General features: G+C 51.0%; 19 protein-coding genes. 10 read left to right on the top strand and 9 right to left on the bottom strand.

What is annotated here, in order from left to right; genetic code table 11:
• The first annotated feature begins 360 nt into the window (after positions 1 to 360).
• The 3 genes from ACIPUG_RS14465 (at position 361) to gntR (ending at position 4,038) form a co-directional block, all read left to right on the top strand.
• Complete coding sequence (locus ACIPUG_RS14465) at positions 361 to 2,016, top strand: alginate lyase family protein (protein ID WP_400338915.1); 1,656 nt, start codon at positions 361 to 363, stop codon at positions 2,014 to 2,016.
• A 169-nt stretch (positions 2,017 to 2,185) separates the two neighbouring features.
• Positions 2,186 to 2,881 (top strand): pirin family protein, encoded by a 696-nt coding sequence (locus ACIPUG_RS14460; RefSeq protein ID WP_014916908.1) that lies wholly within the window; start codon positions 2,186 to 2,188, stop codon positions 2,879 to 2,881.
• A gap of 161 nt (positions 2,882 to 3,042) precedes the next feature.
• Complete coding sequence (gene gntR, locus ACIPUG_RS14455; RefSeq protein WP_014916907.1) at positions 3,043 to 4,038, top strand: gluconate operon transcriptional repressor GntR; 996 nt, start codon at positions 3,043 to 3,045, stop codon at positions 4,036 to 4,038.
• An 8-nt stretch (positions 4,039 to 4,046) separates the two neighbouring features.
• Here the strand turns inward: gntR and ACIPUG_RS14450 are convergent, their stop codons facing one another.
• Positions 4,047 to 4,559, bottom strand: coding sequence for a gluconokinase (locus ACIPUG_RS14450; protein ID WP_010277892.1), 513 nt, complete (start codon positions 4,557 to 4,559; stop codon positions 4,047 to 4,049).
• 158 nt (positions 4,560 to 4,717) lie between these two features.
• Here ACIPUG_RS14450 and ACIPUG_RS14445 point away from each other — a divergent pair, with 158 nt between their 5' ends.
• Positions 4,718 to 6,094, top strand: a complete 1,377-nt coding sequence (locus ACIPUG_RS14445; protein ID WP_039466207.1) for a GntP family permease — start codon at positions 4,718 to 4,720, stop codon at positions 6,092 to 6,094.
• A 215-nt stretch (positions 6,095 to 6,309) separates the two neighbouring features.
• Here the strand turns inward: ACIPUG_RS14445 and ACIPUG_RS14440 are convergent, their stop codons facing one another.
• Positions 6,310 to 6,903: a YhgN family NAAT transporter gene (locus tag ACIPUG_RS14440; RefSeq protein WP_014916905.1), complete on the bottom strand. Its 594-nt coding sequence runs from the start codon at positions 6,901 to 6,903 to the stop codon at positions 6,310 to 6,312.
• Between the two features lie 299 nt (positions 6,904 to 7,202).
• Between ACIPUG_RS14440 and asd the strand changes: the two genes are divergently transcribed.
• Positions 7,203 to 8,306 (top strand): aspartate-semialdehyde dehydrogenase, encoded by a 1,104-nt coding sequence (gene asd / locus ACIPUG_RS14435; protein WP_039510528.1) that lies wholly within the window; start codon positions 7,203 to 7,205, stop codon positions 8,304 to 8,306.
• Positions 8,307 to 8,478: 172 nt separating this feature from the next.
• Here the strand turns inward: asd and ACIPUG_RS14430 are convergent, their stop codons facing one another.
• Both ACIPUG_RS14430 and ACIPUG_RS14425 read right to left on the bottom strand, forming a co-directional pair.
• Entirely contained in the window at positions 8,479 to 8,970 is a 492-nt protein-coding gene (locus tag ACIPUG_RS14430; RefSeq protein ID WP_080162961.1) for a hypothetical protein, read from the bottom strand.
• Between the two features lie 83 nt (positions 8,971 to 9,053).
• Positions 9,054 to 10,772: a sensor histidine kinase gene (locus ACIPUG_RS14425; protein ID WP_094370434.1), complete on the bottom strand. Its 1,719-nt coding sequence runs from the start codon at positions 10,770 to 10,772 to the stop codon at positions 9,054 to 9,056.
• A 372-nt stretch (positions 10,773 to 11,144) separates the two neighbouring features.
• On the opposite strand from ACIPUG_RS14425, the gene glgB reads away from it, so the two are divergent.
• From glgB to glgP, 5 genes are all read left to right on the top strand, one after another.
• Complete coding sequence (gene glgB / locus ACIPUG_RS14420) at positions 11,145 to 13,322, top strand: 1,4-alpha-glucan branching enzyme (RefSeq protein WP_400338910.1); 2,178 nt, start codon at positions 11,145 to 11,147, stop codon at positions 13,320 to 13,322.
• A complete protein-coding gene (gene glgX / locus ACIPUG_RS14415) occupies positions 13,323 to 15,299 on the top strand; it encodes a glycogen debranching protein GlgX (RefSeq protein ID WP_400338907.1) in 1,977 nt (658 codons plus the stop codon).
• A 35-nt stretch (positions 15,300 to 15,334) separates the two neighbouring features.
• Positions 15,335 to 16,612 (top strand): glucose-1-phosphate adenylyltransferase, encoded by a 1,278-nt coding sequence (gene glgC / locus ACIPUG_RS14410; RefSeq protein WP_039498123.1) that lies wholly within the window; start codon positions 15,335 to 15,337, stop codon positions 16,610 to 16,612.
• A gap of 28 nt (positions 16,613 to 16,640) precedes the next feature.
• Positions 16,641 to 18,080 carry a glycogen synthase GlgA gene (gene glgA / locus ACIPUG_RS14405; RefSeq protein WP_039286184.1) on the top strand — a complete coding sequence of 480 codons (1,440 nt, stop codon included), beginning with the start codon at positions 16,641 to 16,643 and terminating at the stop codon, positions 18,078 to 18,080.
• A gap of 75 nt (positions 18,081 to 18,155) precedes the next feature.
• Positions 18,156 to 20,603 (top strand): glycogen phosphorylase, encoded by a 2,448-nt coding sequence (gene glgP / locus ACIPUG_RS14400; RefSeq protein WP_014916897.1) that lies wholly within the window; start codon positions 18,156 to 18,158, stop codon positions 20,601 to 20,603.
• A 97-nt stretch (positions 20,604 to 20,700) separates the two neighbouring features.
• Here the strand turns inward: glgP and ACIPUG_RS14395 are convergent, their stop codons facing one another.
• The 5 genes from ACIPUG_RS14395 to glpD all read right to left on the bottom strand — a co-directional run bounded on the left by ACIPUG_RS14395 (position 20,701) and on the right by glpD (position 25,779).
• The gene (locus ACIPUG_RS14395) at positions 20,701 to 21,195 is read right to left on the bottom strand and encodes a hypothetical protein (RefSeq protein ID WP_400338904.1); all 495 of its coding nucleotides are present in this window, start codon (positions 21,193 to 21,195) and stop codon (positions 20,701 to 20,703) included.
• A 72-nt stretch (positions 21,196 to 21,267) separates the two neighbouring features.
• Entirely contained in the window at positions 21,268 to 21,594 is a 327-nt protein-coding gene (locus ACIPUG_RS14390; RefSeq protein ID WP_400338901.1) for a hypothetical protein, read from the bottom strand.
• Positions 21,595 to 21,606: 12 nt separating this feature from the next.
• The gene (locus ACIPUG_RS14385) at positions 21,607 to 22,191 is read right to left on the bottom strand and encodes a hypothetical protein (protein WP_336833993.1); all 585 of its coding nucleotides are present in this window, start codon (positions 22,189 to 22,191) and stop codon (positions 21,607 to 21,609) included.
• Between the two features lie 609 nt (positions 22,192 to 22,800).
• Entirely contained in the window at positions 22,801 to 23,697 is an 897-nt protein-coding gene (locus ACIPUG_RS14380) for a DUF4123 domain-containing protein (protein ID WP_104212920.1), read from the bottom strand.
• 582 nt (positions 23,698 to 24,279) lie between these two features.
• Positions 24,280 to 25,779: a glycerol-3-phosphate dehydrogenase gene (gene glpD / locus ACIPUG_RS14375; protein WP_010277863.1), complete on the bottom strand. Its 1,500-nt coding sequence runs from the start codon at positions 25,777 to 25,779 to the stop codon at positions 24,280 to 24,282.
• Positions 25,780 to 26,017: the final 238 nt, after the last annotated feature.

The following is a 26,017-nucleotide window of genomic DNA, read 5'->3' as shown; positions in this document are numbered from 1 at the left end:
TTATTGCTGTGCGTTCCGGGGAACGATGTCATGTGCCTGTGTTAATTACCGATGGTGTTCATGACGATTCGGCTTCCCCGTGAAGGCACGACATTGCTCACATTGCTTCCAGTATTATTTAGCCAGCTCGGGTGCTGGCTTTTTTTTTGCCTGTCGAACGCCCGAACTGCCCGTCTCAGATCTTCCGAAAGCCTTCTCCCTTAATCCACCGCCATAAACCATTCTCTGGTTTTACCGATACATCGTGCTGGTGATTGCCTTGCCGATCGATTATTGATGATACCGTTCTGGAAAAACGAACGGGTATCGCACCGCCATAGAGGTCAATCAATAAAAGGGAAACTGTTTATGGATAGCTGCTTGAGTAAGAAAAAAGGTGTTTTTTTCTTAATAATTATATTGTTGAGTCTGTTTCTAAGTGAACTCAGAGTGGGCCACGCGGCCGCCAACGATAAAGCCTTCCTGCATCCGGGTATGCTTTATACGCAGGCCGATCTGGAGCGGATGAAGGCAGGTGTCAATAATAAGCAAGAGCCTTGGTATACGGATTGGCAACTGCTGCAATCTCACTATTTGGCAAGCTCCACCTATTCGGTCACACCAAAAGCGGTGGTATACCGGAACGACCCCACGAATGGGAATACGGGAAACGGCGAGCTACAGAATAGTGCTTCCGCCGCATTGTCCCTCGCAATTGAATGGGCGGTGACAAAAAATCCCGCCTATGCGAATGCGGCGATAAAAATTCTGAACGGCTGGTCAACGACATTAACGGCAATTAAAGGTAATGACGCACAGCTGGCCGCCAGCCTATATGGTTATAAATTGCTTAATGCGGCTGAAATTTTGCGTTATACCGGAAGCGGCTGGTCGTCTGCCGATATTGCGCAGTTTAGTAAAATGATGACCAACGTATTTTACCCATTGACCATCACGTATGGTCAGGTAAATGGCGGTTGGGCGAATGGTAATTGGGACGCGGCCGACACGGTATTTAACCTGAGCTTAGGCGTCTGGCTGAACGATTCTGAAATATATAATAATGCCGTAACGTATTTTAAGCAGGGCGAGGGCAACGGCTCGGTTATCCATTATGTACAAAATGATAATGGCCAATTGCAGGAGAGCGGCCGCGATCAGGCGCATGCGCAAGGGGGATTAGGCTTATTAGTGATGGCGGCGCAGATTGGCTATAACCAGCGCCAGTATCATACAAGCGGTGCAGATATGGTGAGCTACCCGAATAATAGCTATCCGCTTGTTAAGGCTGCGGAATATACAGCGAAATATAATCTGGGATATACGGTGCCCTATACGCCGATTCCTGGCAAAGGTTATACGCTTGCGGATATGGGAAAAGGGCGCTCATGGATCCCTGGCCTGACCATCTCTTCTGCGTTTCGTGGTGAATTCAGGCCAATATATCGGGGGATTTTCAGTTTATTCACTGCTGCTGGCGTGCCTGAAGCCAAACTGCCTTACACGAAAGACGTCATCAGCCGTATGCCGATAGGTAAATTCTATTTTGACCATCCCTCTTATGAAGGGCTTATTAATGCTACGGAGGATTCCGCCTCACGCCCAATGTCTATCGTTCTGCAATCGGTCAGCAAATACAGGAATCAGGATAATACCGGGACGCTGGCCACGGTTACTGGCGAATCAACGCCCATTATCGTCAATGGCGTAAATCCGTCGGTAAATAGTGGAATTCAGGCAATTTATCTTAATCAAAATAGATTCGCTTTCCGCTCGATACAGACGGGGAAATATATTTCTGCCACCGCTGATGGGCGTTTAGTGGCGTCTGCAGACAATATAACCGACAGCGAATCTTTTATTTATACCGATTCCGGCAACGGTAACGGAACGCTATTGGCCGTGTCGAATAAGCGCTTCCTCATTATGGATCCTGACACCTATCAAATTTCAGCGACGGGAACGGGCGTTAGCAATGATAATGGTCGGTGGGTGATGTTATATCCCGATCCGACAGCGTTAGGTGTGGTTAAGTAATCGTTGAACACGGAACCAGAGTGATTCTCTGGTTCCGCCATTTCTCAGTTCTTATTTCTCAATGCGACATCCTGTTCTGATTTTTCGAACAGAGCGGTGAGTTTTTTGCGCTATCTTATTTATCGCCGCCCGTTACACTTTCCTTATCAAAAACGCGGGAGGAAATAACATGATCTATTTACGTCAAGCGCAAGATCGCGGACATGCGAATCACGGCTGGCTCGACAGCTGGCACACGTTCTCATTTGCCGATTATTACGATCCTGATTTCATGGGATTTTCGGCACTGCGCGTCATTAATGAAGACTTTATTGAGGGCGGTCAGGGCTTTGGCACGCATCCGCATAAAGATATGGAAATTCTGACCTATGTATTGTCCGGTGCGGTTGAACATCAGGACAGCATGGGAAATAAAGAGCAGGTGCCAGCGGGCGAGTTCCAGATTATGAGTGCGGGCACGGGTATTCGTCACTCTGAATACAATGCCAGCAAAGACGAACAGCTGCACCTGTATCAAATCTGGATTATCCCGGAAAAAACCGGGCTGGCGCCGCGCTACGAGCAGAAACGCTTTGATGTGCAGCAAGGGCGTCAGCTGGTGCTGTCTCCGGATGCGCGTGAAGGTTCGCTGAAAGTCTTTCAGGACATGACGCTGTGGCGCTGGGCGCTGAAAGCGCAGGAACAATCGGTGTACCAGATTCAGGCCGGTCGCCGCGTCTGGGTTCAGGTGGTGCGCGGTACGGTAGAGATTAACGGCCAGAAAGCGGAAGCCAGCGATGCATTCGCGGTTTGGGACGAAACGGCGATCTCCGTACACGCCAGCGAGGACAGCGAAATCCTGCTGTTTGATCTGCCGCCAGTATAACGGCGAGTGAGAAAAATGAAGAAGCCCGCGTAGGAAAGGACGCGGGCTTTTTATTTATCATGACCTGATTACATCATTCAGATTCTGCCCCTTTGCCTTTACTTTCTTAATGCTTTTTTTGTTAGACTTAGATTACTGTTTTTCAGGCATTTTAGTCGACGATGAAGAAAAAAAGACCCGTTCTCCAGGACGTTGCTGATCGCGTGGGGATTACCAAAATGACGGTAAGCCGTTATTTGCGTAATCCTGCTCAGGTATCCGCCGCGTTGCAGGAAAAGATCGCTATTGCATTGGATGAGCTGGGCTATATCCCCAACCTCGCGCCGAATATGCTCGCCAGCTCCACCAGCCGGGCGATTGGCGTGCTGCTGCCGTCATTAACTAATCAGGTTTTCGCCGAAGTCTTGCGCGGGATTGAACGCACGGCGGAAGCGCACGGCTACCAGACCATGCTGGCGCACTATGGTTATCATCCTGACAGAGAAGAACAGCGCCTGACGTCACTGCTGTCGTATCACATCGATGGGCTTATTCTGGCTGAACGTACCCACACGCCGCGAACGCGCCAGATGCTGGACGTTGCTGGCATTCCGGTCGTTGAGCTGATGGATTCCGTCTCACCCTGTCTGGATATGGCCGTCGGGTTTGATAACGTTGAAGCCGCTCGACAGATGACATTGCGTATGGTCGCGCTGGGGCATCGTCATATCGTCTATCTCGGTGCGCGTCAGGATGAGCGTACGATTATGCGCAGTCAGGGCTACGAGCAGGCGATGTGGGAAAGCGGGCTCAAGAGTTATTGCGTGATGAGCGAGCGGGCGTCGTCCTATTCGCTCGGTGGCGAATTGCTGCGGCAGACACAGGCGGAATACCCGCAGGTCGATAGCGTATTTTGTACCAATGACGACTTAGCCGTCGGTGCGATGTTCGAATGCCAGCGGCAGGGGCTACGTGTGCCGGATGACATTGGCGTAGCGGGTTTCCACGGGCACGACATTGGTCAGGCGATGGTGCCGAAGCTGGCTAGCGTACTGACACCGCGTGAACACATGGGACGCGTCGGCACCGAACAACTGCTGGCTCGTCTGCGTGGCGAGCCAGTTACGCAGGAGAGGGTCGATGTCGGCTTTACCGTGCTGGACGGCGAAAGCCTCTAAGCGCTGGGTTAGCCTGCCGCGCGCAGTGCGTCAACGCAGCGCTGCACGACGTCTTCCCGGGTGCCGTCAATATCGACTTTCAGGACATCCGGCTCATCGCTACCCGGTTCTTCCAGCGCATCGAACTGGCTTTTCAGTAGGTCTGTCGGCATGAAGTGGCCTGCTCTGGCTTTGTGACGCTCCAGAACCAGCTCAAAGCTGCCTTTCAAATAGATAAACACCATCTTTTCGTTGCCTTCGCGCAGGCGGTCGCGGTAACGCTTTTTCAGCGCGGAACAGACGATGATGCCCGTCTCGTTTTTGTGCGCCAGGCTGTAGGCAACATCGCTGAGTCGCTCCAGCCACGGTGCGCGGTCGTCGTCATTCAATGGCGTACCGCTGGCCATTTTCTGGATATTCGCGCGCGGGTGCAGATCGTCGCCGTCAATAAATTTTGCCTGAATGGCGCGGCCAAGTTCAGCGCCAACTGAGGATTTTCCACTGCCTGATACGCCCATCAGAATAATGCTTCGACCTGACATAATTTGATCTCTATCTCAAAATGTAAATTAAATGGTGTTTGATAGTTCCTGATTTTAACATGTTACCCGTATCATGTTACCGGTATCAAATGATGATGTGATGCATCTCACAAACAATTAGCCAACCCAGACCGAGTGCCCTAAAGAGATTATTAACGATGACAGAAATCACCTCCGCCTATAGCGCCAGTGTGTTGTTGACCATTGCCGCTGGTGCAGTCGCACTGTTACTGGTGCTGATTATGCGCTTTAAAATCCATGCGTTCCTGGCGCTGACACTCGTCAGTCTGGTAACAGCATTGGTAACAAAAACACCTTACGAAAAGATTGTACCGACGCTGCTGAGCGGTTTCGGTAGTACGCTGGCATCCGTTGCCCTGCTGGTTGGACTAGGGGCAATGATTGGCCGCCTGTTAGAAGTGACCGGCGGCGCGAATGTGCTGGCGGATACGCTAATTAATAAATTTGGCGAACATCGTGCACCTTTTGCGTTAGGGGTTGCTTCTCTGCTGTTCGGCTTCCCGATCTTTTTTGATGCGGGTCTGGTTGTTATGTTGCCGATTATTTTCAGCGTGGCAAAGCGCTTCGGCGGCTCGACACTAAAATATGCGTTTCCTGCGGCGGGCGCATTTGCTGCTATGCACGCCTTGGTACCGCCACATCCCGGCCCCGTTGCAGCGAGTGAATTGTTAGGTGCCAACATCGGGCTGCTGGTGATTATCGGTACGCTTATTGCGCTGCCAACCTGGTATTTCGGCGGGTATCTCTACGGCCTATATGCAGGTAAAAAATTCGACATCAAACTGCCTGCGAGCTTCCTGTCTGCTGTTGAAACGGATACGACCGTTAAACCACCACGTTTTTCCGTTGTACTGAGTATTTTGTTGCTGCCATTGGTGTTGATTTTCCTCGATACTGGGCTAAACACGTTGACGGTAATGGGGATGGTGAGCGGCGATAACGGCGTGGTGCAGTTCTTGCGTATGCTAGGGAAAACCCCTGTTGCGTTACTGATCACGGTGTTTTTTGCTTTGATGGTCTTTAGCGGCAGCAAAAGCCGAGCGCATCTGGAAAAAGTTTGTGATGGGGCATTAGGGCCAATTTGCGCCATTATTTTGGTAACCGGCGCAGGTGGCATGTTCGGTGGCGTTCTGCGTGCCAGCGGAATTGGCAACGCGCTATCCGGTGCACTGGCAGATACGGGCATGCCTGTTATCGTTGCTGCATTTGTGGTGTCGATGGCACTGCGTGTGGCACAGGGTTCTGCAACGGTGGCACTGACGACCACGGCGGCGTTGATGGCACCCACAGTGGCGGCGACCACGGGATTAAGCCAGTTTGACCTGTGCTTTATCGTAGTGGCGATTGCGGGCGGGGCGACTGTGCTGTCGCATGTGAACGACTCCGGGTTCTGGCTGGTCAGTCGTTTCCTTGAAATGGATGAGAAAACGACCCTGAAAACCTGGACGGTGATGGAAACGCTGCTCGGCACCATTGCGTTCCTGCTGGCGTTAGTGGGGAGTATTCTTCTCTAACGCTCCTGCGCGGAGGGCGTTAAGCAAGCCTGACGCGCGGTGATAATGGATAGATCGTAAAGACGCTGTAAATACATCCCTGTACGCTCGGATTGCGCCATCCATGGCGCAAACGCTTTACTCTTCTATTCCATTATCACCGTTTTCATTCTGAGAATCGTTTTGTAATGATTAGAGTAGAGCTTCGCTATCTGCATGGTGGCGAAGTGCTATTTCTATAACTTCATATAAGCACGCACGCCGTCGAGGAACATCTGCGTCGATAGCATCACCAGAATCAATCCCATCAATTTCTCCAGCGCACTCACGCCTTTCTCACCCAGCAAACGCAAGAACACATCCGACATTAGCAGGATGATGAATGAAATCGTCCAGGCGATAAACAGCGCCAGCGTCAGGTGAGGTAGTTGATTGGGATACTGGTGGGACAGCAGCATCAGCGCCGCGAGGATCGACGGCCCCGCTACCAGTGGAATCGCCATGGGCACCAAAAACGGTTCTTCACCGGCTGGCAGACCGCTGCTATTGCCTTCCTGCGAAGGGAAAATCATACGAATCGCGATGAGGAACAGCACGATACCGCCGGAAATCGACACGGTTTCGGTGCGCAGATTCAGGAATGCCAGAATGCGTTCACCGGCGAACAGGAAGATCAGCATCAGCCCGAGTGCGATCAGCATCTCACGGATTAGCACCACACGTCGGCGTTTGGGGTCGAGGTGTTTGAGTACGGACATGAAAATCGGCAGATTGCCGAGTGGATCCATAATGAGCAACAGCAGCACTGTTGCGGAGATCATTTCTGTCATTTTGGTTTTTTACTCCCGAAACCTTGTTTCCTGACCTGGGCCATCTTCACGGGCTGACCAACGTGATTATCCTGTGCCAGGTTGATGATATTAGAATGACTGCTGAAAAAGGGCGTACTATCGAATAAATTCACTTGCGACTTTAGGTACATTTTGTAAGGCTGAATGACACAATTATTTACGGGTTTACGACACGACGCGCGCGCGACCTCTGCGGGAGATCACCGAACCAGCAATCACTAAGCGCTATCGACGTTAGCCAGAATTCTTTTTGTTACCCCCAAAGCAGGACAGTTACCATGAAAAATGTTGGTTTTATTGGCTGGCGCGGTATGGTCGGCTCGGTTCTCATGCAGCGCATGGTGGAAGAACGCGACTTTGATGTGATTCACCCGGTATTCTTTTCGACTTCTCAGCACGGCGAGCCTGCTCCGGCGCTGGGTGGTCATAAAGGCGTGTTGCAGGATGCTTATAATATCGATGCACTGCGCGCGCTGGACATCATCATTACCTGTCAGGGCGGCGATTATACCAATGAAGTTTACCCAAAGCTGCGTGAAAGTGGCTGGCAGGGTTATTGGATCGATGCCGCATCCTCACTGCGTATGAAAGATGACGCGATTATTATTCTGGATCCGGTTAACCACGGCGTGATTCAACAAGGTCTGGATAAAGGCATCAAAACCTTTGCCGGCGGCAACTGTACCGTCAGCCTGATGCTGATGTCATTGGGCGGTCTGTTTGCGAACAATCTGGTGGAGTGGGTTTCTGCCGCGACGTATCAGGCGGCTTCTGGTGGCGGTGCGCGTCACATGCGTGAACTGCTGGCCCAGATGGGATCGTTACACGGTGAAGTGGCGAAAGAGCTGCAGGATCCGGCCTCTGCGATTCTGGATATCGAACGTAAAGTGACAGCGCTGACCCGTAGCGGTTCGCTGCCAACTGATAACTTCGGCGTGCCGTTGGCAGGTAGCCTGATTCCGTGGATCGACAAGCAGTTGGATAACGGCCAGAGCCGCGAAGAGTGGAAAGGTCAGGCGGAAACCAACAAGATTCTTAGCACCAGTAGCGTCATTCCTGTTGACGGCCTCTGCGTGCGCGTCGGCGCACTGCGCTGCCACAGCCAGGCGTTCACCATCAAACTGAAAAAAGACGTGGCGCTGCCGGAAATCGAACAACTGCTGGCAACCCACAATGACTGGGTGAAAGTGGTGCCGAACGATCGCGATATCACCATGCGTGATCTGACGCCTGCTGCGGTAACGGGCACGCTCTCCACGCCGGTGGGTCGTCTGCGTAAGCTGAACATGGGGCCGGAATACCTGTCCGCCTTCACGGTCGGCGATCAGCTGCTGTGGGGAGCCGCTGAACCGCTGCGCCGTATGCTGCGCATCCTGCTGTAGTTATCTTGTCATAGTTCTTCTGCTTTTCTGGCGCAACATCGTTTGGTGTTGCGCCAGTTTCTACTCGTATTTCTTCACTCGTATATCTTCGAGAACCGCGATGGGTCGGGTATTTCAGAGTGGCCAGCGCACAAGCGGCTTGTCGTATGACGGGTATCACTCACTGATATTTTCAGCAAAGTACCAGACCTCTTTGTTGCAGACACAGATTTAGCTGATCCACCTTATCTTTAGCCGTCGTGGTGCAGATAAAACGTGGATTTTCATGTAAATAGACGTCGCCGTTCTGAAGTAATCCAACTTCAAGCAACTGCAATTCGGCTTGTTGTAACTGTTGCTGTAACACTGGCAGGTAAAAACCGGATGCATCATAAAAGAACTCTTCAGGAGTGATGTCTCCGATTGGGAAACCCTGTTCGTCAAACAAACTGTCTATAGATAACGCGATCCCTGCTTGTTTAATAGGGGTTAACGCTTCCAGCGCCTGAAGATCAAATTCTTTCCATTCGATATAACAAAGAAAATCTTCCCCCAATAAATCATCCAGCCAATAGATCTGTGCATATTCGCCATGCGATTTATTCAATGCTGGCGTAATGATGTCGTGTGCTGAAAATCCGGGCACTGCCTGTTCAAATGCGGCATAAAGTGCGGTATCGCTCATGGCGCTTCCTTGTATTGATAAACTGACTTTGCTCTGCCGTCACGGTAGCCTGCTACCTAATCCGCAACGCCTTGCTCTCCTCATCACGCCACGCTATCCAACTGTTTCAATGCCTGACGGGGTGAGATCAGTGGGACGCGTACTTCGACCCGGGTGAATTTATCTGCTTCGCTGACTACCGTGATGCCATAGCGGTTGCCGTAGCGTGCTTTGATGCGACGGTCGACCAGATTCATGCCTAATCCATCGCCGCCGCTGCGGGGCTGATAAGTACCAGCGTTATCTTCCACTGACAGTTCCAGCGTGTTGGCGTGCAGGCGTCCGCTAATGTGGATATGCCCGTTTTCAATCATCTGAGAGATACCGTGCTTAATCGCATTTTCGACAATCGGTTGCAGGGAAAACGCGGGTAACCGCGCTTCACGCAGCGTCTCCGGTAGCGAAATGTCTACGGTCAGGTGATCGGCAAAGCGCGCTTTTTCGATTGCGAGATAGGCATTAACGTGTTCCAGCTCGTCATTGAGCGACACTTCATCGTTGCTGCGCTTGAGGTTTTTACGGAAAAACGTCGATAGGGACAGCACCAGCTGGCGAGCGTGATCGGGGTTGCGTCTTATCACGGCGGACAGCGTATTGAGCGCGTTAAACAGAAAATGCGGGTTGACCTGTGCGTGCAGCAGCTTAATTTCCGACTGGGCCAGCAGCTGTTTCTGCTGTTCAAAACGGCCCGTCAGAATCTGTGCGGAAAGCAGGTGGGCGATCCCTTCCCCCAGCGTGCGGTTAATGCTGGAAAATAGCTTGTTCTTGGGCTCATAAAGCTTGATCGTGCCGACAACGCGCTGATCTTCGCCCCGCAGCGGAATCACCAGCGTGGAACCGAGTTTGCAGTGTGATGAAACCGAACAGGTATAAGACACCTCGTTGCCGTCGGCGTACACCACTTGATTGTTGTCTATCGCCCGACGGGTGTGTGATGACGTGATAGGTGCGCCGACGTTGTGGTGGTCGTCGCCCAGTCCGATGAAGGCCAGCAATTTGTCGCGATCGGTAATGGCTACGGCACCCACTCCCAGCTCTTCATACAAAATACGGGCGACGCGCATACTGTTTTGCGGGTTGAATCCCTGACGCAGCGCCCCTTCGGCGCGGGCGGCGATTTGCAGTGCCTTGGCGGAAAACGCGGAGGTGTATTTTTCAAAAATGGCGCGTCTGTCGAGCAGGATGCGCATGAACATGGCGGCACCGATGGTGTTGGTGATCATCATCGGTAGAGCGATATCTCGAACCAGTTCAACCGCATTATCAAACGGACGGGCGACCAGCAGGATAATCGCCATTTGCAGTATCTCCGCGACCAGCGCGGTCAGGCCGACGACGAGGGGCTGGAACAGCAGGTCGATGCGGTTGCGGCGTGCCAGATAGCGGTGTAACAGCCCACCGAGCAAGCCTTCGGCAATCGTCGACAGCATACAGGCCAGCGCGGTCATCCCGCCCATCGAATAGCGGTGTAATCCACCCGTTAACCCGACGAGAAAGCCGACGGAAGGGCCGCCCAGCATGCCGCCGAGTACGGCACCCGTCGCGCGGGTATTGGCAATAGAATCGTCTATATGCAGGCCGAAATAGGTTCCCATAATGCAAAACACGGAAAACACCAGATAGCAGACCAGCTTGTGCGGCAGGCGGATGGTGACCTGCATCAGCGGGATAAAAAGCGGTGTTTTACTGAGCAGATAGGCGATAACCAGATAAACACACATCTGCTGTAACAGGGAAAGAATCAGATCAACCTGGCTAACCATGGGCGGGGTCTCATCATACGCGAACCGCCAAATTGTACTGCTTTTTGCTAGCGGACGAATCGATCTTTAAACAAAAGATGCTAATTATCTCGTGTCATAACTTATTCATATAAATATAAACGGAAAAATTTCATCCGTTCTCTGATATTTCTCCGTTCTTTGACTACGCTGAATTAGGGGGCGTGGTTCAAGAACTCTTTCATAGTATTCATTATTTTTACACGTCGCCGTTATTCATTAGCAAGCTAATAACCCGTTATTTTTATTGGATTTTTGTTAAAAATAAGTAACGGGGGAATATAAGCGCAACGTAATGTGCTTTTTATATTACTTATTTATTTAATTCAAATGGTTAATCAGAGGATGGATACCATGTCAGCGTTTTCTGAGGCGATTAATTTACTTATTTCCGGGCACTATGCCGATCCGTTTTCGCTGTTAGGTATGCATCATTCCTCCAAAGGTCTTGAAGTTCGGGCACTGCTGCCGGATGCGCAGGCAGTCTGGGTTGTGGATGCCAGCAATGGACGAAAAATCGTCGAGCTGGATCGTGTTGACGAACGCGGTTTTTTTTGTGGTCTGGTGCCGCGCCGGAAAAATGCCTTCCGTTATCAACTGGCCGTGACCTGGGGTGAAGAAACCTGGGTCATTGAAGATCCTTACCGTTTTGGCCCGCTGTTGCAGGATATGGACATTTGGCTTTTGGCTGAAGGCACCCATCTGCGGCCTTACGAACGGCTAGGCGCACATCTGGAAACGCTGGACGGTGTTGAAGGCACGCGCTTTGCCGTCTGGGCACCGAATGCCCAGCGCGTTTCAGTAGTGGGGCAGTTCAACTTCTGGGATGGCCGACGTCACCCGATGCGGCTGCGGCAGGAAAACGGTATTTGGGAACTGTTTTTGCCCGATGTGAAAGCGGGGCAGCTCTACAAATATGAAATGATCGACAGCCACGGCAACGTCCGGCTGAAGGCCGATCCGTATGCGTTCGAAGCGCAGATGCGCCCGGATACCGCCTCGCTGATTACACCGCTGCCTGAGAAAGTCCCGACCAGCGACGCCCGGCGTGAGGCGAACGGTCTGCGTTCACCGATCTCCATTTATGAAGTTCACCTTGGTTCCTGGCGGCGGCATACGGATAACAATTTCTGGCTGAGCTATGAAGAACTGGCGAATCAGCTGATTGATTATGTGCAGTACATGGGCTTCACGCACGTGGAGCTGATGCCGATTAACGAACATCCGTTCGATGGTAGCTGGGGTTATCAGCCGCTGGGGCTGTATGCGCCAACGCGTCGTTTCGGCACTGCGTCGGAGTTCAGAGCCTTTGTTGATGCGCTCCATGATGCAGGCATCAACGTCCTGCTGGACTGGGTGCCGGGGCATTTTCCCGGCGACGAATACGGTTTGGCGCAGTTTGACGGCACCGCGCTGTATGAATACGCCGATCCGCGCGAAGGCTATCATCAGGACTGGAACACGCTGATTTATAACTATGGTCGCCATGAGGTGCGTAACTATCTGGCGGGCAATGCGCTGTTCTGGATGGAGCGCTATGGCATCGACGGCCTGCGGGTCGACGCTGTGGCTTCCATGATTTACCGCGACTACAGCCGCAGTGAAGGCGAGTGGGTACCGAACCATTACGGCGGTAAAGAGAACCTCGAAGCGATTGCGTTTCTACGCTACACCAACCACATGCTGGGTCATGCCGCGCCCGTGGCGATCACGCTGGCCGAAGAGTCCACCGATTATCCAGGCGTCACGCTGCCGCCGGACTGCAACGGCTTAGGGTTTCACTACAAGTGGAATATGGGCTGGATGCACGACACGCTGACCTATATGCAGCTCGATCCGGTTCACCGCAAATACCATCACGATTTGCTGACATTCGGCATGTTGTACGCCTATAGCGAGAACTTCGTGCTGCCGCTGTCTCACGATGAAGTGGTGCACGGTAAGCACTCGCTGCTGGATCGCATGCCCGGCGATGTCTGGCAGAAATTTGCCAATTTACGTGCGTATTACGGCTTTATGTGGGCGTATCCCGGCAAGAAGCTACTGTTTATGGGCGGCGAATTTGCGCAAGGGCGTGAGTGGAACCACGATGCCAGCCTGGACTGGCACTTGCTGGATGAACCGGAAGGCTGGCACCGCGGCGTGCAGACACTGGTACGCGATCTCAACCACTGCTATCGCCAGCAGCCGCCGCTGTATCAGTTGGATTTCCAGCCGCAGGGCTTTGAATGGCTGGTGGTGGATGACCGGGAAAACTCGGTCTTTGCCTTTGTCCGGCGTGATGAGCAAGGCAACGAAGTGCTGGTGGTCAGCAACTTCACGCCAGTGCCGCGCTATGGCTATCGGATCGGCATCAACCAGTCTGGCGGCTGGCGAGAAGTGCTCAACACGGATTCGGTTCACTACAACGGTAGCGATACGGGCAATGTCGGGACGATTTACAGCGAGGAGCACGCTAGCCACCAGCGCCAGCATTCTCTGGTTCTGACTATTCCGCCGCTTGCCACGCTGTATCTGGTGAAGGAGGCGTAAATGGCGGAATTGCAGACAGGCAAGCCGACGCCGCTGGGAGCCAGTTTTGACGGCAGCGGCGTGAATTTCGCGCTGTTTTCGGCGGATGCCGAGCGGGTCGAGCTGTGCATATTTGATGAACGTCAGCAGGAACAGCGCATCGAACTGACCGCGCGTAGCGGCGATATCTGGCATGGCTATCTCCCTGATGCACAGCCGGGGCTACGCTACGGTTTCCGGGTTGATGGGCCGTTCGAGCCGTCGCAGGGTTTGCGTTTCAATCCGCATAAACTGCTGCTGGATCCGTGCGCCCGCCAGCTTGATGGCTGGGTGGTGGATGACGCTTGCCTGCAAGGCGGGATTGACCAGCGGGATGAACGCGATAGCGCTGGCATCATGGCGAAGTGCGTGGTCACGGCGGAAGATTACGACTGGCAGGATGACCAGCATCCGCAAACGCCCTGGAATCAGACGGTGATTTATGAGGCGCATGTCCGCGGGCTGACGCAACTGCACCCTGATATCCCCGAAGACATTCGCGGTAGCTATGCGGCGTTAGGCCATCCGGTGATGATTGATTATCTGACGTCGCTGGGCATCACGGCGCTGGAACTGCTTCCGGTGCAGCAGCATGCCGATGAACCCCGGCTTCAGCAACTGGGGCTGCGTAACTACTGGGGCTATAACGTGCTGCTGCCGTTTGCCGTCGATAACAGTCTGGCCGCGGGCGATGACGCGCTGAATGAATTTCGCGATGCGGTGAAAGCGCTGCATCACGCCGGCATCGAGGTCATTCTGGATGTGGTGTTTAACCACAGCGCCGAGCTGGACGTCGAAGGCCCCACGCTGTGTCAGCGCGGCATCGACAATCGTAGCTACTACTGGCTGGATGACAACGGCGAATACCATAACTGGACTGGCTGCGGCAATGTGCTGCGCCTGAATCACCCGGCGGTGATCGACTGGGTGATGGACTGCCTGCGCTTCTGGCGCGAGGTCTGCCACGTTGACGGTTTCCGCTTCGATCTGGCCACAGTGCTGGGACGAACCCCGGACTTTACCGCCGACGCGCCGCTGCTGTCTGCCATGAAAAATGATAGCCGCTTACAGGGCTGCAAGCTGATCGCCGAACCGTGGGACATCGGACATGGCGGTTATCAGCTCGGTCAATTCCCGACACCGTTTGCCGAGTGGAGCGACCGCTACCGTGACGACATGCGCCGCTTTTGGCTGCATGGTGACATTTCTCTTGGCGCATTCGCCCGCCGCTTTGCTGCCTCCAGCGACATCTTCCAGCAGCGCGACCGCCTGCCTTACGCCTCCATCAATAAATTGACGGCCCATGACGGCTTTACGCTGCGCGATCTGGTGAGTTTCAACCACAAGCACAATGACGCCAACGGCGAGGGCAACCGCGACGGCACAGGCAGCAATTTCAGCAATAACCACGGTACGGAAGGGTTGGAAGCGGATGACGACATCCTTCAACGCCGACTGGCCAGCCAGAAGGCACTGCTGACGACGCTGATTCTGTCGCAGGGAACGCCAATGCTGCTGGCGGGCGATGAACTGGGACACAGTCAGCAGGGCAACAACAACGCCTACTGTCAGGACAACGAATTGACCTGGCTGCACTGGGAAAATGCGGATCGCACACTGCGCGAGTTTGTCGCCGGATTGATCCAGTTACGCCGCACGATTCCGGCATTACAGCAGGAAACGTGGTGGCAAGAAGGGGATGGCGCGGTGAAGTGGCTGAACCGAGAAGGGCAGCCGTTGACGCCGCAGCAATGGGAGCAAGGGGAGCATCAGCTACAGATTTTACTTTCCGGTCGTTGGCTCGTGTTGTTTAACGCCAGCCTGCATGCCGGTGCGTTCATGTTGCCAGAAGGCCACTGGCAGGTTTCACCGCCGTTTGATGAGACGAATCCGCCTGAAGGTGGAATTTGGCACGGACAAGCGCAGGCGGTAGGCGTCTTGATAAAGCAGACCGCCTAAGCGCAAGCCATTAAAAGAATAATCAGGAGATAGCCATGGTGAATAACGACAAGCATGACCCTCTGATGTTGGCAAGACAGCTCCCTTTGAAATCCGTGGCATTAATTTTGGCCGGAGGCCGTGGAACGCGACTGAAAGGGTTGACGGCATTACGTGCCAAGCCTGCCGTCCATTTTGGCGGCAAATTTCGCATTATTGATTTCGCGCTCTCTAACTGCCTGAATTCTGGCATCCGCCGTATTGGCGTGATTACGCAATATCAGTCGCATACGCTGGTGCAGCACATTCAGCGCGGCTGGTCATTTCTGAACGCGGAAATGAACGAATTTGTCGATTTGCTTCCCGCGCAGCAGCGTCATTCGACCGATCACTGGTATCGGGGAACGGCGGATGCGGTGTGTCAGAATCTCGACATCATTCGGCGCTATCGTGCGGAGTATGTGGTGATCCTCGCGGGCGATCACATCTACAAGATGGACTACTCACGTATGCTCATCGATCACGTGGAGAAGGGGGCGGAATGTACCGTCGCCTGCCTACCCGTACCGATCGAAGAAGCCAGCGCCTTTGGCGTCATGAGCGTGGACAAACAGCATCGCATCCTCGATTTTGCCGAAAAACCGGATAACCCGACGCCGATGCCGGATAACCCCGATATGGCGCTCGCGAGCATGGGGATCTATGTTTTTAATGCGGACTATCTTTATCAATTACTGGAAGCGGATCGTAACGCGACGGATTCTGCCCACGACTTTGGGCAGGACTTGATTCCGAAGATTGTCTCGCAGCGTCTGGCCTGGGCGCATCCTTTTACGCTGTCGTGCGTCACGTCGGGCGAAGATGAACATCAGTATTGGCGGGATGTCGGCACGCTGGAAGCCTACTGGCGCGCCAATCTCGATTTGGCGTCCGTCACGCCGGAACTGGATGTGTACGATCGGCACTGGCCGATTCGTTCTGCGATTGAATCGCTGCCGCCCGCCAAATTTGTTCAGGATCGTTCCGGCAGTCACGGCATGACGATGAACTCGCTGGTATCCGGGGGCTGCATCGTCTCCGGCTCTGTGGTCACGCATTCTGTGCTGTTCCCGCGCGTGCGGGTGAATTCGTTTTGCAGTATCGATTCGACGGTGATCCTGCCGGATGTCAACGTGGGGCGCTCCTGCCGTTTACGCCGTTGTGTCATCGATCGCGCCTGCCACTTGCCGGAAGGCATGGTGATTGGTGAAAACGCGGAAGAGGATAGCCGCCGTTTTTACCGTTCGGAAGAGGGGATCGTGCTGGTCACGCGATCAATGTTGGAAAAGCTGTAAACACCATCGGAACAAAACGGGAGTAATAATGCGGGTCTTACATGTTTGTTCGGAGCTATTTCCACTATTGAAAACCGGTGGACTGGCGGATGTGGCTGGTGCGTTGCCCGGCGCGCAGATTGCGGCGGGGATGGATGCCCGTGTCATCCTGCCTGCCTTCCCCGATCTGAAAAAAGGCATCGCCAACCTACAGGTCGTGCGTGAGCTGGATACCTTCGCGGGACATGTCACGCTGCTGTTCGGCCATTTTAACGGCGTCGGTATTTATTTGATTGATGTGCCTGAGCTGTATGAACGCGCGGGCAGCCCTTATCACGACCCGGCGCTTTATGCGTATGCCGACAACTACCTGCGGTTTGCGCTGCTGGGGTGGATGGGATGTGAAATGGCATGCGGGCTGGATCGCTACTGGCTGCCTGATGTTGTGCATGCCCATGACTGGCACGCGGGGCTGACCTGCGCCTACCTGGCGGCGCGCAACCGTCCGGCGAAATCGGTCTTTACCGTTCACAACCTGGCCTATCAGGGGCTGTTTGATGCCCGGCATATGCCGAATCTCCATCTGCCGAGCGAGTTCTTTCAGGTGTACGGGCTGGAGTTTTACGGCCAGATTTCCTACCTCAAGGCGGGATTGTACTACGCTGACCATATTACGACCGTCAGCCCAACCTACGCGCACGAGATTACGCTACCGGCTTATGGCTACGGCATGGAAGGCTTGCTGAAAGCGCGCGAAGAAGAAGGACGGCTATCCGGCATCCTCAATGGCGTAGACGAAACGATTTGGAATCCGGCGCACGATCCTTTACTCACCAGCCATTACTCCCGAGATGCTTTAGCGGACAAAGCCGCAAACAAGCGGCATCTGCAAACGGCGATGGGCCTGAAGGTGGACGACAAGGCACCGGTTTTTGCCATCGTCAGCCGGCTGACCAGTCAGAAAGGGCTCGATATCGCGCTAAGCGTGGTGCCGGACCTGCTGGAACAGGGCGGACAACTGGTGGTGCTGGGCGCAGGGGATGCGGATTTACAGGAAGGCTTTCTGGCGGCGGCGGCGGAATATCACGGCCAGGTTGGCGTACAGATTGGCTATCACGAGTCCTTCTCGCACCGCATTATTGGCGGCGCAGACGTCATCATGGTGCCGAGCCGATTTGAGCCTTGCGGGTTAACGCAGCTCTACGGCCTGAAATATGGCACGTTGCCGCTGGTGCGCCGAACTGGCGGGCTGGCGGATACGGTATCGGACTGTTCGCTGGAGAATCTGGCGGATGGGCTGGCAAGTGGGTTCGTCTTTAACGATTGCAGTGTGGGATCGTTATCCCGCGCGATTCGTCGTGTGTTTGTGTTGTGGTCCCGACCCACGCTATGGCGCTATGTGCAGCGTCAGGCGATGGCGATGGATTTTGGTTGGCAGGTTGCTGCTCAGGCTTATGGTGCGCTCTATCAACGCTTGTATACCCACTAGTTTTCCTGCTGCGCGTCATCCTCGTGCAATCTGAAAACGACAGGGTAGGGTAACACTCACTTGGGAATGAATATTATGAACTCGCCGTTTATCTATACTTCACCAACGCTCAGTGTGGAAGCGCTGAAACACTCTATTGCTTACAAGCTCATGTTTAGCGTGGGGAAAGATCCCTCTATTGCGAATAAACATGACTGGCTGAACGCCACGCTGCTGGCCGTGCGTGACCGGATGGTGGAGCGCTGGCTGCGCTCGAATCGGGCACAGCTTTCGCAGGATGTGCGGCAGGTCTATTACCTGTCGATGGAATTTTTGCTGGGGCGGACGTTGTCGAACGCGCTGCTGGCGATGGGACTGTATGACGATCTGAAGGCCGCGCTGGATGGCATGGGGCTGGAACTGGACGATCTGCTACAGGAAGAAAACGATCCCGGCTTAGGGAACGGCGGCCTGGGGCGTCTGGCTGCCTGTTTCCTGGATTCGCTGGCGACGATGGCGCTGCCGGGGCGCGGTTACGGTATTCGCTATGAATACGGTATGTTCAAACAGAATATTGTTAACGGCAGGCAGGCTGAATCGCCGGACTACTGGCTGGAATACGGTAATGCGTGGGAATTCCCGCGCCACAGCACGCGCTACAAAGTGCGCTTCGGCGGCCGAATCCAGCAGGAAGGCAGTAAAATGCGCTGGCTGGAAACGGAAGAAGTTATTGCGTGCGCCTACGACCAAATCATTCCCGGTTTTGATACCGATGCCACCAATACACTGCGTCTGTGGGGCGCGCAGGCCAGTAACGAAATCAATCTGGGTAAATTTAATCAGGGCGACTATTTTGCGGCGGTAGAAGATAAAAACCACTCGGAAAACGTGTCGCGCGTGCTGTATCCCGATGATTCCACCTATTCAGGCCGCGAGCTGCGTTTGCGTCAGGAATACTTCCTGGTTTCCGCCACGGTGCAGGACATTCTCAACCGCCACTGGATGATGCATAAAACGTACAACAATTTGGCGGAGAAGTTCGCCATTCACTTGAACGATACGCATCCGGTGCTGGCCATCCCTGAGCTGATGCGTTTGCTGATCGATGAGCACAAATTCAAATGGATAGAGGCGTGGACCGTGGTGAGGAAAGTCTTCTCCTACACCAACCACACGCTGATGCAGGAAGCGCTGGAAACCTGGCCGGTTGATATGCTGGGTAAAATCCTGCCGCGCCATCTGCAATTGATTTTCGAAATTAACGAACATTTTCTGGAGTACGTCCAGAAAGAAGTCCCCGATGACAATGAACTGTTGGCGCGGGTTTCCATCATTGATGAAAACAACGGGCGTAAAATACGCATGGCGTGGCTGGCTGTCGTTGCCAGCCATAAGGTGAACGGTGTATCGGAGCTGCATTCGGATCTGATGGTGCAGTCTCTGTTTGCCGATTTCGCCCGTCTCTTCCCTAACCGCTTCTGCAATAAAACCAACGGTGTGACGCCGCGGCGCTGGCTGGCGCTGGCTAACCCGTCGCTCTCCAAACTGCTGGATGACACCATTGGGCAGACCTGGCGTACCGATCTGAGCCAATTGAGCGAACTGAAACAGCACATCGATTATCCGGCGTTTGTGCAGAAAATCAGCAAGGTGAAGCTGAAGAACAAAGTGCGTTTAGCGACCTATATGGCGGAAAACCTGAATATTGTGGTTAACCCGGAATCGCTGTTTGATGTGCAGATTAAGCGTATTCACGAATACAAGCGGCAACTGCTGAACGTGCTGCACGTCATCACACTCTATAACCGCATTAAGGATGATCCTGAGGTCGAGCGTGTGCCGCGTGTCGTCATTTTTGCGGGCAAAGCCGCATCGGCCTATTACATGGCGAAGCACATTATTAATTTGATCAACGATGTCGCGAAGGTGATCAACAACGATCCGACCCTGCACGATCGACTGAAAGTGGTCTTCATCCCGAACTACAGCGTGAGTCTGGCACAGATGATCATCCCAGCGGCGGATCTCTCTGAACAGATCTCGCTGGCGGGGACGGAAGCCTCCGGGACCAGTAATATGAAGTTTGCCCTGAACGGTGCGCTGACGATTGGCACGCTGGATGGGGCGAATGTCGAAATGCTGGAACACATTGGCGAAGAGAATATGTTCATCTTCGGCAACACGGCCGATCAGGTCGAAGCGTTGCGTCAGAACGGCTACAACCCACGGCAATATTACGATCAGGACGAAGAGCTGCACCGCGTGCTGACGCAAATCACCACGGGCGTTTTCAGCCCTGATGATAGCCGACGTTACAGCGATCTGTTTGATTCACTGGTGAATTTTGGCGATTACTACCAGCTACTGGCAGATTATCGCAGCTATGTGGATACGCAGGATCGGGTGGATGAGCTGTATGCGAAAAAGGACGAATGGGCGCGCTGTGCCGTCCAGAATATTGCCAACATGGGCTATTTCTCGTCCGACCGCACCATCGGCGAATACGCAGAAGATATCTGGAATATTAAACCGATACGGTTGTGATGAGAGAAGACCCCTCCATTGAGGGTTAATTTTTAAAAAGACAACAGGCGTTCAATGAACGCCTGTTTACTAAGGTTGGGGGAGGGCTGTGTCGCTATCAAACATTGTTTATCGCGCCATCATGTTGCCTGGTTGCTATTCCTATATTTTCATCATTTTGAACGCTATCATTTTGAGAAAAAAACTTTTGAAGTCTTGTTCTATCGGGTATTTCGTTATATTTCTCCGAGTTTAAATCGCTATCAGGAAATGGAGCAGGAATAGATTTTACATGTGGGATGTTATTAATGACTTTAAGATCACCATCAAATTTACCTGCTTTTTTCTTTTTTTGATTATAACGACTAAAATCATTCCATGTACTTGTTGGTATTAACCCTGCATGGCGCAGTGCTTGCCATGTGAAGTCAATACAGCTATTTGTTGCTCCGTTATAGTAAAGATCAAAATATTTATTAGATTTGTTAACTGCGGAGTCCCCAAACTCTTTTAATTTATCGTATTGGTATTCTTTTACTTCTATTTCTCTACTGTAATAAGGGTTTTCGTAGTGAATATTATCCTTTTTAGTAACAAATCCATTTCCTATCATACCTGATTTTATGGGAGCAAACCCATAAGAATCTTGTTCGGGATTGCTATCAGAGATTATTGATATTTTAAACTACATATGACCAGCTGTCGAAACTATTCTTTCCTCAGTATTTTTATCAAGTTCTGGATTTCCATAGTCATCGTTTAGTGGTGTTCCAGGGTAAGCTGTATATATAGTTACCGTATATCTAGGCTCTAAAGAATTAATAATCTCGTCTACAAATTCTTTTCTGGCATGGGATAGCGGGCATGTAGCGCAAGCTTGACCTGCATTATAATTAGCACTTTTATCAGGGTATGCAAACTTTTCAATCTCTTGTTTTTTTTGTTCTACAGTGAGATCATCTTTCTTTGAAATATATTCAAGCAGCTCTTCAGTTTTATTTTCTGGCGTCATATAAAATCCTTTTTATTTTACAAATTTTTGCTCTATATAAATAGAGTAAGTTAAATAATCTCCTTTCAATTTCCCATCGTCATTTAGTACGTCAATGTGGATCCGATACTGTCCATATTGTTTGATTTGATCCGTTATATAAAAAAATAAATTCCCATTATCTATTGTATAAAACTCGAAATTTCTCATTATTTTCCTTTCAATTAACTCTTCAGTAAGATCATTTTTTATTTTATATAGTTCAAAGTTAATTATCGGGTTTATATTTTCTTTAAATGTATCAATAATACTATTGCTTCCATTTGTAAAATCTTCATTCTTTACTTTTAATAATATGTGCGGCGATGGTGATGATAATGGAAATAAATATAAAAGCTTTGGTTTTTGCTGAGGGGTATCCCAAAAGATGAAATCGAAAGCCTCACCTTTTTTAAATAAATTTATATCTTTTTCTATTGAGTAAGTCTTATCTCCAATATAATTTGGTTTGGGGTTTAGAAAGAAATAGGGATCGTCAGAAGATGGCTTCATCCACTGGTATAGCCATGCTCCTCCCGTACCGAGTAAAACACCTATAAATAATAATATTATTTTCATTTTTTAACGACTCCATGTCTACAAGTTACAGATGAGAAATCTAATTAATTGAGTTCGATGTGAAATAATTACTTCAAGGTTTTCTAATAATCAGTATTAATTTTTGTTGTCCTGATTTTCACTCTATTCATGGTGAGCCGATTTTTTATGTAGATACCGCAAGGTAAATGAGCCAAAAATTGGAATGGTGAACATAATAGTAAAAAATAAAAATGAGTTTATGTAATCAAAATCTGTGACTATTATGATAAATAAAGAAATAAGAATCGCCATCGTAACGATGAAATGCTTCTTCATTGTTAAACGTAAAAAAATAGAAACAATCCCACAAATTATTAGGTAGCTGGAGAAGATAATCCATGCTGCAAAATCCCAGCTATTAAAAAAATACGTATCAACATCCCTATCACCACAGAAAAAAGCATATACAAATGATAGCGATAACCAAATAAATGTGGGTATTAAAAAGATGCCAATAGTAGATGATTTATTCATTACATATCCCTATATGATAGAATGAAAGATACAAGTCCTTTCGCCAAAATTACCACACTTTATACGAGCACTCAACCGTGGGTAAGTATGATGTTCCAGTCATGCCTATCCCTCTCAGGCAGAATATTCACCTAGAACATCTTTGAATAAATTACTAACACGATAGTGACCAGGTAGATCTTCACGGAGCAAATAATCCCTCCAAAACTCAGGGGCTTGTTCTAATGAATAATAATCCTTTTCTATTAACAAATGAATTAACTCACGAATTGAGCGGTCATCATTAATGTTATGCTCTTTACAAAAATAATAACACTCACTGACAATATGTTTTACTGAGAAAGTTGTCGAGTTTTCCTGAGAGTCTTTATAGAAATAAAAATCCTGTTCAGGATCACTTTGGTTACTGTTGTGAGAAATATGGTGTATTTTTTCTTTGTATTTAACAAGTGTTTTAGAAAAAACCTCATCAACATATCTAGCTTCTGAGTGGGTATTTAGAATATCAATTTGTGATTGACTAAATTTTAGAAGTTTCATTCTACTCTTGGCCGTGATAGGAAATTGAACACGAACTGAATTAAACGTCTCTTCTCGTACTGATCCATCATAAATGGTCATGATTTTTTCAATTGGCCCCATGAAGCAGAACAGTTCCCACTCCGTCATCACATCGCAAAAAGACCAAATATTTCTCGGATCATAAAAACGGAAAAATACCGGTTTTTCTTCATTGGGGATCTGTACATGTAGATATTTACGCAAGTGTTGCCGCAATATTTTCATTTCAGACGTTGTTTCCAACAAGATACCCCAAGGTGTTTTCCTTCGGCTCAGCCAGTGAAAGACCTTGTCATCTACCTGCACCAAGTGCGGTGCCAATCGCCCAATATCTTCCGGTACTGGCTCTGCGTATAAACTGGCATGGGGTGGGTCTAATTGTTCCAGCATCGAAAATAATTCGGGCTCAACCGCAGTATCCACTATTGCCCAGCGCGTTATCTCACTCACTGTTTTCTTTCTCCTTATTCCTTCGCCGTTGCCATGGCTACCGCACGCCTCGGGTTTTCCCGGAGCGGCACGTCGCTATCCTGATTAAAATAAAAACCTGCGCTGTGGTCTGAGTCTGCTCACACCATCATTCATGTTGATAAAGCGTTACGTTAATAAGATGCCGTGTTGGCTAAAAACGCAGCGTGGGTGAAAAGCGCAAACATTTAAGTCGAGCAGAGAGTCGGTGTGTTCACGTCGTGGGAGACAAGAAGGTTGCAGGGTTGAAGCGGTGTGAAGCGTAATGAAAACGTTCCATGTGGCATCCTTGACGCTATTCCTTTTAAGAAAGTACACGTAAAGGATAACAAGATTTTTTTAGAGTCAATAGCACAAAAAAAGGACTAAAACTGAGCAAGCCCATTGATTAATATTGAAATAATATCATTAAGAATAAATTAGATAGCAAATCAAAAAGATTCCATCATCATTACCTAAGAGCAGGGTACGATAAGGGTATGTTGCGGATGTTTGGTGTCTGCTCTTTATAGTAGGAAGGCTTCTCGATCAGGATGCCTGATCGAGAAGTAGAGTCTGGAGCAATTAACCCGCTTTTGCTATCTGCTGGTAATGGTTTGCCAGCCAGTCGCTGATGCGTTGTTTCTGTGCATCATCGAAGCGCATGCCCAGTTTGGTGCGGCGCCAGATGACGTCATCAAGCATAACGGCCCATTCTTTTTCGACCAGATAGCGCAGTTCTGCTTCATACAGGTCGTGACCGAAATCTTCACCCAGGTCGCTGAGGCCTTTCACGTTTGCCAGAATCAGTTCGCTGTTTGAACCGTAGGTACGGCTGTAACGGCGCGTCAGTGATTCAGGCAGATTGAAGCGGCGACGCAGCGCAGCGGCGTAGTCATCACGCGTGCCGGCGATATCACCACCCGGCAGTACCGCACCTTTCGTCCAGGCCTTACCTGCTTGCGGGTAGTATTTGTGCAGTTTGTCCAGCGCGTGCTCTGCCAGCTTACGGTATGTCGTCAGCTTGCCGCCGAAAACGGAAAGCAGTGGAGCCTGACCGTTATCATCATCGACTGACAGCGTGTAGTCACGGGTAATCGCCTGCGGAGAATCGGATTCGTCATCACACAGCGGACGCACGCCAGAGTAAGTCCATACGATATCGTCACGCGTAAGCTGCTGTTTGAAATGGTCGTTATACACGTCCAGCAGGTAGGCGACTTCGTTGTCATCGATCTTCACATCGTGCGGATTGCCTTTGTACTCCACGTCGGTCGTGCCGATGATTGAGTAGTCATCCTGCCACGGGATCACGAACACAATACGGTGATCTTTGTTTTGCAGAATATACGCCTGCGGTTGGTTATGAACTTTTGGCACCACGATGTGGCTGCCTTTGATCAAACGGATGCCATAAGGCGATTTCAGCTGCAGGCCGTCATCAAAGAATTCTTTCACCCACGGGCCCGTCGCGTTCACCAGACCTTTGGCGCGCCAGGTGAAGGTTTCACCGGTCAGTGAATCAACCGCATCCACAATCCATACACCTTGTTCACGGCGAGCGCGGGTTACTTTGGTGCGGGTACGGACTTCTCCGCCGCGTTTTGTCACTTCCTGCGCGTTTAACACCACCAGACGCGCATCGTCCACCCAGCAGTCAGAATATTCAAAGCCCTGCTTCAATTCAGGCTTAAGCACAGAATCTGCGCCGAATTTCAGTCCCTTACTGGCAGGCAGGCTGACGCGTTTGCCGATGTTGTCGTACATGAACAGGCCGATACGAATCATCCAGGCCGGACGCAGGTGCGGCTGGTGGGGCAAACGAAAGCGCATAGGGAAAATAATGTGCGGGGCCATTTTCAGCAGCGTTTCACGCTCAGACAGTGCTTCGCTCACCAAACGAAACTCATAGTGCTCAAGGTAACGCAGGCCACCGTGAATCAGCTTGGAACTGGCGGAGGACGTGGCACAGGCAAGATCCTGCGCTTCCAACAACAGGACTGATAACCCTCGCCCAGCCGCATCTGCGGCGATGCCTGCACCGTTAATTCCGCCGCCGATAACGATTAGATCTTTGGTTTCCACGTTTCTTCCTCCACCCTCGAATAAATCAAAATGTTCGTTTTCGAGCATTATGATAATCGAAAACAAACAAATCAGCCAACGGTTAACCAAATAAAAACATTTATGCGTGACGAACCTAACAATATGATGATAGTTGTCACATTAAAAGAAGGGATATTAGGCTGGAATTGTGCCGTTTTGTCGTCACTCTCCACATTAGTGAAGCACTGTTTTTATAAATAACCTTATAATCATATGG

This window comes from Pectobacterium sp. CHL-2024, from assembly GCF_044751765.1.
In the GTDB taxonomy this organism is placed as follows: Bacteria; Pseudomonadota; Gammaproteobacteria; order Enterobacterales; family Enterobacteriaceae; genus Pectobacterium; species Pectobacterium brasiliense.
This window is presented reverse-complemented; position numbering and strand designations above follow the sequence as displayed.

What these genes read in the sequence shown, in the direction of transcription:
- glgP (WP_014916897.1), top strand. Translation starts at nt 18,156, where the DNA reads ATGAACTCGCCGTTTATCTATACTTCACCAACGCTCAGTGTGGAAGCG.
- ACIPUG_RS14430 (WP_080162961.1), bottom strand. Translation starts at nt 8,970, where the DNA reads ATGAGCGATACCGCACTTTATGCCGCATTTGAACAGGCAGTGCCCGGA.
- ACIPUG_RS14440 (WP_014916905.1), bottom strand. Translation starts at nt 6,903, where the DNA reads ATGACAGAAATGATCTCCGCAACAGTGCTGCTGTTGCTCATTATGGAT.
- glgB (WP_400338910.1), top strand. Translation starts at nt 11,145, where the DNA reads ATGTCAGCGTTTTCTGAGGCGATTAATTTACTTATTTCCGGGCACTAT.
- ACIPUG_RS14385 (WP_336833993.1), bottom strand. Translation starts at nt 22,191, where the DNA reads ATGAAAATAATATTATTATTTATAGGTGTTTTACTCGGTACGGGAGGA.
- ACIPUG_RS14425 (WP_094370434.1), bottom strand. Translation starts at nt 10,772, where the DNA reads ATGGTTAGCCAGGTTGATCTGATTCTTTCCCTGTTACAGCAGATGTGT.
- ACIPUG_RS14395 (WP_400338904.1), bottom strand. Translation starts at nt 21,195, where the DNA reads ATGATAGGAAATGGATTTGTTACTAAAAAGGATAATATTCACTACGAA.
- asd (WP_039510528.1), top strand. Translation starts at nt 7,203, where the DNA reads ATGAAAAATGTTGGTTTTATTGGCTGGCGCGGTATGGTCGGCTCGGTT.
- gntR (WP_014916907.1), top strand. Translation starts at nt 3,043, where the DNA reads ATGAAGAAAAAAAGACCCGTTCTCCAGGACGTTGCTGATCGCGTGGGG.
- glgC (WP_039498123.1), top strand. Translation starts at nt 15,335, where the DNA reads ATGGTGAATAACGACAAGCATGACCCTCTGATGTTGGCAAGACAGCTC.
- ACIPUG_RS14390 (WP_400338901.1), bottom strand. Translation starts at nt 21,594, where the DNA reads ATGACGCCAGAAAATAAAACTGAAGAGCTGCTTGAATATATTTCAAAG.
- ACIPUG_RS14445 (WP_039466207.1), top strand. Translation starts at nt 4,718, where the DNA reads ATGACAGAAATCACCTCCGCCTATAGCGCCAGTGTGTTGTTGACCATT.
- ACIPUG_RS14460 (WP_014916908.1), top strand. Translation starts at nt 2,186, where the DNA reads ATGATCTATTTACGTCAAGCGCAAGATCGCGGACATGCGAATCACGGC.
- ACIPUG_RS14450 (WP_010277892.1), bottom strand. Translation starts at nt 4,559, where the DNA reads ATGTCAGGTCGAAGCATTATTCTGATGGGCGTATCAGGCAGTGGAAAA.
- glgA (WP_039286184.1), top strand. Translation starts at nt 16,641, where the DNA reads ATGCGGGTCTTACATGTTTGTTCGGAGCTATTTCCACTATTGAAAACC.
- glgX (WP_400338907.1), top strand. Translation starts at nt 13,323, where the DNA reads ATGGCGGAATTGCAGACAGGCAAGCCGACGCCGCTGGGAGCCAGTTTT.